Consider the following 5,697-nt stretch of genomic DNA (forward strand, 5'->3'; position numbering starts at 1 on the left):
GGCGGTGAAGGACTCGAGGGTGCTCGGCGCATCGAAATGATGACCGGTCACCAGCCCCACGAAGACGAGGGCGTTCTTCGCCCATTGATGCGGGCGGAGCGCGCGGACGATGTCCCGGGGCCGGACCCGCGGCACGGCGACGATGCGGGCCTCCGGGAAGGACGCCATCACCCTGCGGGAGAACCCGCGGCCGTGGGCGACAGCCAGTACATTGCGCGCCGCCCGCCACACCGGAAAGTCCACGGGGGCGTCGCCGACGTAGTCGAACCCTTTCTCGCCGAGTTCCGTCACGAGGCGCTGGGCCTTGGCGGCACCGGCCAGGTTGACGCCCGCCTCGGTCGAGAACACGCCGGCGATGCCGCCGACCCGGTCAGCCAGGGCCTCGACGAGGCGTCCGTCGGAGGCCGAGGCGAGATAGACGCGGCGCCCGGCCGATTGCGCGTCCCGGATCACCGCGATGGTCTCAGCGCGCAGCGGGATCGTCGCGATGCTCGGGTCCGCGCGCTCGGCGAGATGCCGCTTGAGCTCGGCTCTGCCGCGGGTAAACAGCCAGTGCGGCAGCCGCCAGGCCTCGAACGGGAAGCGGGCCAGGAACTGGAGCGCCGACTCGTAGAGCAGGTCGCTCTTGATCAGCGTGCCGTCGACGTCGACGACGAGCGGAACGTCGCCCACGCCCTCGTCACGGATCGCTGCGATCGCGGCGCTCATGCGGGCACTCTCAGCAAGTCGTTTCCAACTGTTAAGCCGGCCGCTCTCTACTATTTTCCTCGGTAATCAGTGGAAAATCGGAGAACCGTACATCGAGAAATACGTGAGCTACCCACGCTGAAAATGTCAAGGCTCGGGCGGTAGGCGTCCCACCCAAAGTGCCCTGGCGTGGCGGCGGTAACAACTGAGACGCTGCGAGATCGCCGGGTTGGAGCGTTGGCCCACGAAGTAGATACCGGTTCAGCACCAGCGAAAGTGTCGAATCGAGGACTGGGATCAGTTTCCGATCGTCACGCGACCGGCGACGATTCTGGCAACTCAGCAGTCTCGAAGTCACAATCTATACCGCGGCCCGACCCATTGCGCGTGTAGCGGTAACGCTAATTCGTTGCGACACAATTCAATTAAGCGCCACCGAACACGGGAACGTCCTTGTTGACCTGCGGCATATTCGATAGGGGTCCCGCACGGTTCGGCTTGTATCGAGAGATTCTCGCGGATGGGACGGATTGTGATCACGAGCGGTGCGGGCCTCGTCGGTCAGAACCGGATTCCGTACGTCCAGGCGGGCGGCTTCACCGCCATCGCGATGGTCGACAAAACCACCGCGAACGCCGCAATCCTGAAGGACAGCCACACCGATATCGACGCCTTCGTGGCCGACATTGCCGTTGGCGCCGGCCGGCAGGACAGGCTTGCCGGGGTCGGTGCGCTGGTCCGCGCCCAGCCGCTCTGCGAGCGCGGTTTCACCGCGCCTCTGCCCATCGCGCAGGGGTCGAACGCCGGACTCCCGATCGCCGACATCCACTTCGCCTGCCTGGAAGACCGTAGGATTTCGCCGAGCGGCCGGCGCGCCAACGCGATGGGCGCGGGGATCTCGGCATGAGCGCAGCGGCTACCCGACAGAGCGACAGGCGGCAGCTCGCCAGCTTCGTGGTCACGGGCGGCACCGCGGCCCTGGTCAACCTCGTGAGCCGGTGGCTGCTGAGCTTCGTCGTCGTCTACGAGCTGGCCGTCATCGTGGCCTACCTCATCGGCCTGAACCTGGCTTTCGTCCTGGCACGGCGCTACGTCTTCACATCCACGGGTCACTGGCTCGGCGAATACGGGCGGTTTGCTCTGGTCAATGTCGTCAGCTTCCTAATCGTGCTCGGAGTCAGCAGCAGCTTGGCGCGCGCGCTGTTCCCGATGCTCGGGTTCACTTGGCACGTGGAGGACGTCGCCCACTTCATCGGCGTCGCGAGTCCGATCCTGATCAGCTTTTACCTTCATAAATACTATTCGTTCGGCAAGGTGGCGCAGCGAGCCTGATTGTCAGGGCCGCCAGCGGCTCGTCGAAGTTTAGACAGGGACGCCCCGGCCGGAGCGTCATCATGGCCGGAACCGGATCGGTCAGGACGTCATCCCAAGCGGGCCCGCCGGCAGGGCTGTTCCCGGGGCTTGCCTTGCCTCGGCCTCGAGGATCCGGATCGGACGGCCCTTACGTGGCCGGCACGCGCCGCGGCTTTATCCCGGCCGGCACTGTGGAGGCGCTCTGTTCGCTCTCACTGACGGCCATCGACATGCCGGCGCAGATAAAGAACAGCAATCCGAGATCGACGAAGGGCGAGCCGATCGACGATAACACCACCTGGCTGATGCACGCCGAGCGCGTGGCCTTCTGAAAACTCTTCGTCCGTCCATCGCTGGCAGGCCGTGCGAAGAAGAACAGGAGGACAAAAGCCAGATAGGTGATCGTCCCGATGACCCCGAGGCTTGCGAGGACCGCGAGGGGCCAGCTGGACGTGCGCGTGCTGCCCACGCCAACCCCGAGCCCATGGGTTTCAAAGAGGTTTTGCAGCCCCTGGTAATTCCAGGAGCTTCTCTCGACGCCAGAGTCCGAACTCAGCTTCTCCGAAAATGCGGCTTGGTAGATGTTCTGGCCCGCCGTCCAGACCGCTTCCTGGAGGGCGGCGAACATGACGATGAACACCACGACGAACGGGCCAAGAAATATGAAGATCGTCGCGTTTCTCGTGGAGTTGCGATGAATGACGAGCATGTACAAGCAGGTCAGGTATTCAAAAGCCACGACGATCGCCAGCCCGGCATAGGCCGTGGTGGACGTGGAGGCGATGACCGCGATCAGCGACACTGCGGCCGCGATACCGGCTCTGCGGGGAAACACCCCTTCGAGCCACAGCCGACCCGTGAATGTGAAGAAGAACAGCGACGCCGACCCGTAGGTGGAGGCTTCGGAGAAGGAGCCGACCACTCTCTTGAAGCCAGCCATCTCGACTTCGACGAGCATTGTATAGCCCGCATTCCGGAGGAACGACAACAATTCTCCGGTGCCGGTCAGATAGGTCGCGACGTCGATCAATCCGAACGCGAAGTTCGCGAAGGCACAGACCACCACGGCGGAACAGAGCACCTCGAGATTTCGCGACCCCAATTCGCGGGAACAGGCGTAGAATGCGACATAAGTTAAAAGATCTGAGGCAAAATATAGGCTTTGTGTTATATTTCCGGTCGTTGGAACCAATGGCACCAGCGCGATCCGCACGCCATCACCGAGACGCGCGATCGCGTAGACGTTGGTGCTTCCGGCGAACAGTCGCGTGAGCAACACCGCTCCGACCAACGAATACAGCACTGTGATGAGAAGCCAGAAGCCCGGGCGCGGAAAACTGAGCGAGGAGAGGCCGTCCGCGAGCCGATAGGGATTGGAGCCGATCTTCAGCAGGACGAAGAGGAGCATGAGATGTGCCGGCTGCAGGCTCGCTCCGCCCAGGAAGGTGAGGATCGCCGCAGCCGATGCGCCGAGGAGCGTACTGAGGAAGATCATGTAGACCGAAAATCCGGGGCCGCGTCCCAGGCTGATGAGCCCGACGACGAAGGCGATGACCCCGATCAACTCAATCTGCATGATGCTTCAGCTCGAGGACGAGGGCGTTTTGGACCGATGGCCGGCTTTTGGCGGCTGTTCTTGCCTGATCAGGGCCGGCATTCCTGCGAGCGCCGGATGATCGAAATTCCAGTCTTGCAGCCCTGATATCGATATCACGGGCGGCGATCAGGTGTGAAGCGATCAATCCCACGCATCCCTATAGCTATCGAAAACGCCTGGATCGCAGGCTTGCGCGACGATGCGCCCGATCGATTCAGGCGTGCCACAGGCGGGAGGACGCCCGCACGCGGCGACGCGCGGTGACACAGGCACGTCCCCCTGCCCCCACGACGCCCGGAGCGATACACGGGTCAACGCAGCGATGGCCACGCCGTCACGGGCACGCTCGAGGCGGCCGCGGGCGCAGTCTGTAGGGGCGGCACGGCTGCGGAAGGCGGCCACGGCGCTCCGGGATGTTCGCAGCGTCGAGGCGGGTCGCCTCCCCCTGGGACAGCCGATGCGCCGGTCGGCGCCCATCGGATCCGGGCCTCGGCCGAGCGCGTCGGAGCCACACTTCGGACACCCGCACCACGAACAGTCCGCTGGCGGGCGGTGTGTCACCTTAATGCCCCAACCCCCGCACATTCTGACTCCCCCAACCCACCAGCCCGAGCCAAAGCGAGGGATTTGCGCTAAGCGTGACGGTGGGGTGGGCTTGATCGAATTCCAGCGGAACGCCGTACCTTGGCTGTTTGCTTTGCGCGTATTCGGATCGGAAGAGGCCGGAAGGGCTTGTTCATCGTGACACGACGTCCGCCAGCGAGTCGCTCCACATTCCGCACGGTCGGGATGATGGTGTCCGGTCTCGCGATCTCGGCAGCGGCCCCGGCCACCGCCGAGACGCTGGAGAGCGCTCTCGCGAAGGCCTATCAGGGCAATCCAACCTTGAATGCGGGCCGCGCGGGCGTGCGCGCGGTCGACGAGAGCGTGGCGATCGCCCAATCCGGCTATCGGCCGCAGGTCAATGTCGGCGCCTCGATCGGGGTGCAATATCTCCAGACCCGCAGCGGCAGCACCGTCGCCGCCGCCGCCGGCGCGGCGTCCACCGGCGCGACGACGGCGAGCACCGGCACGTCCATCGGCGGCACGTCCGGGACCTCGACGGGCACGACCGGCGTCGGCACGTCGACGGGCACGACCGGCATCGGGACGACCGGCACGTCGACCTCCGGTGTCTCATCGGGGACGAGCGGTTCAACGGGGTCCGGCGGCGGTGTCTCGACGTCCTCGACGGCGACCACAACCCAAGCCGTCACCTCGAGCCGGACGCTCCGAGAGACCTACCTCCCGTCGACGGCGAGCCTCACGGTCACGCAGACGCTCTTCAACGGCTTCCAGACCGACAACCTGACGCGCCGCGCCGAATCGACCGTCTACAGCCAGCGCGAGACCCTGCGCTACACGGAGCTCACGGTCCTCTACAACGCCGTCCAGGCGTATATGAACGTCCTGAGCAACACCGCCACCCTCGAGCTCAACCGGAACAACGTCGAGGTGCTGGAGGAGCAGCTCCGGCAGACCCGCGACCGCTTCAATGTGGGCGAGGTGACCCGCACCGACGTCGCCCAGGCCGAGGCCCGGCTCGCCGGCGCGCGCTCGCAGGTCAGCTCCGCCGAATCGGCCCTCCGGACCAGCATCGGCATCTATCGGCAGAACATCGGCGTCGAGCCGCGCCAGCTCGCGCCCGGACGCCCGCTCGACCGGTTCGTGCCGGGCTCGCTGGATTCGGCTATCGCCGTCGGCCTGCGCGAGCATCCGCAGATCGTATCGGCCATTCACTCCGTCGACGCGGCGGAAGCGCAGGTGAAGGTTTATGAGGGCCAGCTGGCCCCGAACCTGAGCCTGCAGGGCTCGCTCAGCCAGGTCTACGACCAGACCGGCCCGAACCAGGCTTACTTCGTCGGTTTCGTCGGCGGCAGGCTGAACATCCCGATCTACGAGGGCGGCCAGACCTACGCGCAGATCCGGCAGGCGAAGGAGCAGGTCGATCAGGCCCGCATCCAGGTGGATCAGGTCCGCGACCAGGTGCGCGCGCAGATCGTCGATTTCTGGGGCCGGCT

5 protein-coding genes are annotated in these 5,697 nt (G+C 65.2%); 3 read left to right on the forward strand and 2 right to left on the reverse strand.

Going from position 1 to position 5,697, the window contains the following annotated elements:
• A partial coding sequence (locus MKK69_RS24860) for a haloacid dehalogenase-like hydrolase (RefSeq protein ID WP_409564877.1) occupies positions 1-708 on the reverse strand: 708 nt, incomplete at its 3' end.
• A gap of 511 nt (positions 709-1,219) precedes the next feature.
• Here MKK69_RS24860 and MKK69_RS24865 point away from each other — a divergent pair.
• Complete coding sequence (locus tag MKK69_RS24865) at positions 1,220-1,594, forward strand: hypothetical protein (protein ID WP_243972359.1); 375 nt, start codon at positions 1,220-1,222, stop codon at positions 1,592-1,594.
• Positions 1,591-2,019, forward strand: a complete 429-nt coding sequence (locus MKK69_RS24870; RefSeq protein WP_243972360.1) for a GtrA family protein — start codon at positions 1,591-1,593, stop codon at positions 2,017-2,019. The genes MKK69_RS24865 and MKK69_RS24870 overlap by 4 nt, the downstream gene beginning before the upstream one ends.
• A 169-nt stretch (positions 2,020-2,188) precedes the next feature.
• Here the strand turns inward: MKK69_RS24870 and MKK69_RS24875 are convergent, their stop codons facing one another.
• Positions 2,189-3,616, reverse strand: a complete 1,428-nt coding sequence (locus MKK69_RS24875; protein WP_243972362.1) for a hypothetical protein — start codon at positions 3,614-3,616, stop codon at positions 2,189-2,191.
• 813 nt (positions 3,617-4,429) lie between these two features.
• On the opposite strand from MKK69_RS24875, the gene MKK69_RS24880 reads away from it, so the two are divergent.
• Positions 4,430-5,697: TolC family protein (locus MKK69_RS24880; protein WP_243972364.1), on the forward strand; the 1,268-nt coding region annotated here is incomplete at its 3' end.

This window comes from Methylobacterium sp. J-026 (assembly GCF_022829585.1).
Taxonomy (GTDB): Bacteria; Pseudomonadota; Alphaproteobacteria; order Rhizobiales; family Beijerinckiaceae; genus Methylobacterium.